Source organism: Flavobacterium sp., assembly GCF_035456225.1.
GTDB lineage: Bacteria > Bacteroidota > Bacteroidia > Flavobacteriales > Flavobacteriaceae > Flavobacterium.
Genome location: NZ_DATIDM010000118.1, coordinates 1 through 2642, shown reverse-complemented (window position 1 = coordinate 2642; position 2642 = coordinate 1). Strand labels below are relative to the sequence as shown.

Annotated in this window: 2 protein-coding genes; one reads left to right on the top strand and one right to left on the bottom strand. The window is 36.6% G+C overall.

Features of this window, described 5'->3' with window-relative positions:
- On the top strand, positions 1 to 432 hold a 432-nt coding region (locus tag VLB74_RS07175; protein WP_325202778.1), incomplete at its 5' end, for a hypothetical protein.
- Between the two features lie 51 nt (positions 433 to 483).
- Here VLB74_RS07175 and VLB74_RS07170 read toward each other — a convergent pair.
- The coding region (locus VLB74_RS07170) for a carboxy terminal-processing peptidase (protein WP_325202777.1) at positions 484 to 2642 on the bottom strand (2159 nt) is incomplete at its 5' end.

The following is a 2642-nucleotide window of genomic DNA, read 5'->3' as shown; positions in this document are numbered from 1 at the left end:
ATAAAAACAAATTTAATCGTAATAATGGCTGTATTAGGATTCCAACTGGGATTCTCACAGGAGCCCGTAAAACCGGTCGAAATTAAACCCGACGTTATAGAAAAACCTGCAGTTGATCCGGCTAAAGAAAAAGAATTAGCCGAAAAACAAAAAGCAGAAATGGAGAAAGAGCTTAAAAAAACAGAAAAAGAAAAGAAAAAGCTCGATAACGCTAAAAGAGATGTCGAAAAATCCAAGGAAAGACTGAAAGACTGTAAAGAAGAACTCGCAGACGAACAGAAAAAATTTGACCGAAAAATGGAAAAAGGCAAATTGGACACCGATCAAGAAATAAAAGCCAGAAAAAAACTTTTGAAACTAGCCGAAAAACAACAAAAATACCAGCGTCAACTCGAAAAAGATCAAAAAGCATTAGATAAATTAATGAAATAAAAAAAGCCATTCACAGTGTGAATGGCTTTTTTAATACCTGTCAGAAACTATTTATTTCGCCTCTACCAGTTTAACTTTTTTATCTTTTAAATTGATGGTTCCTTTTGCCACTGTGGTAGATTTCATATCCGAAAGAATCTTCATAGCTTCCTCCACATAAACATCGTTAGCTAAACTTTCATGCCATCTTTCTCTTTTTTGGGCAAGAACCGAATCCTTTTTGAACATTTCCTGCTCATAAGCCAACGAAGTAAATTTCAAATTACTTTTATAATCAGCCAATGCTTTAAATTTTTTAGCAGTCAATTCAACCGCATCTTCATCAGCTTTAAATTTTTTGTAATTCAGACTGTAAACATTAACATCTTTACGTTCATTAATCCATTTAGCATTCTCGTCGATTAATTTGAATTGCGGATTAATTGCCATTCTGGCTTTACTTTTTGAAATCACATCGTCGAAACTTGCCGTTTTACTTACTTTATAGGAAGCTTCGTCAATTTTATCCCAAGGCATGGCATTATCAACATCGCGCTCACCCATTTCAATATAAGAATATCTGTCCGGCATTACAATATCACTCAACACGCCTTCTCTTTGGGTTGAACCTCCATTGATTCTATAGAATTTTTGTGTTGTCGTTTTCAAAGCACCCAAATCCCCAAAAGAACTACTTCTGACGAACTGATTCAGATCGATTACATTTTGTACAGTTCCTTTTCCGTAGGTATGTTTGCTTCCGATCACGATTCCGCGTTTGTAATCCTGAATGGCAGCCGCAAAAATTTCTGAAGCAGATGCCGAGAAATTATTAACCATCACTACCAGTGGACCATCCCATTGTACACGGGAATCCTTATCATATAAAACCTCTTTTTTTCTACCGGATGATTTCACCTGAACCACTGGTCCGTCTTCAATAAACAATCCGACCATATCCACAACGGTTTGCAATGAACCCCCTCCGTTGTCTCTCAAATCCATAACGATACCTTCTACACCCTGCGCTTTCAGTCTTTCGATTTCCTGAGCCACATCTTTATAGGCATCTCTTTTATCTTTATTTTCAAAATCGATATAGAATTTAGGCAAATAGATAATACCATAAGTTTTATCACCGTCTTTAACCACGCTCGATTTCGCATAAGTCTCTTCCAACTCTACCACTTCACGAACAATCTTAATGACTTTTATGGTACCGTCAACTTTTTTGACTGTTAAGCGAACTTCAGTCCCTTTTTTACCTTTTATCTTTTTTACGACATCATCAATTCGCATTCCGACAACATCTACCGGCTCACCGTCTCCTTGAGCCACTTTCAGAATCAGGTCACCTTGTTCCAACTCTTTGCCCCTCCATGCCGGTCCGCCCGGAATCAACTCGGATATCTCGGTAATGTCATTTTTCTTAACCAAACGAGCTCCGATTCCTTCTAAAGTCCCACTCATGCTGATATCAAATTTGTCCTTTTCTTCAGGAGCAAAATAGAATGTATGCGGATCAAATCGTTCCACAATGGCATTTAAATACACAGAGAACCAGTCGTTTCTATCCAACTCCCCTACAAACTCAAAATATTCATTCAGAGATTTCAGGGTAGTTTCACGGGATTCTTCTTCCAATTTGGCAAGCGTTTTCTCGGTATATTTAGGATCTTTTTTCTTCTTATCTTCCTCCAATTTCTGTTTATCGGTAATTGAAGACAGGACAGACAACTTAAGTTGTTTTTCCCAGCGGTCTTTCAAATCAGCCTTGTTTTTAGAAAAAGGCAACTTCTCATAATCCGTATTAATATTGTCTTCTTTATTGAAATCGAATGGTTTATCCAGAACTTCTTTGTAGATTTTTTCAGATTCCTTCATACGTTCCATTAAACGACCATAAGTCAATTCGAAAAATTTCAAATCTTTACTTTTGATCATGTCATCAATCTGAGTTTCATATTTCTTAAACTCATCTATATCGGACTGTACAAAGAAACGTCTTGAAGGATCTATCGCATCGATATATTCCTTATAAACACTTTTTGAAAATGTATCATCCATTGCTATAGGATCGTAATGCCCTTTTTCCAACACAAAAGAAAGCAACTCCAGTAAAAGTCTGTCTTTTTCCGGATCTTCTTTTTTGGTAGGCACAAAACTCCACAGTACTGCAGATAAAGCCATTATCAACAATACAATCTTATAATTTCTCTTCATAAATCGCC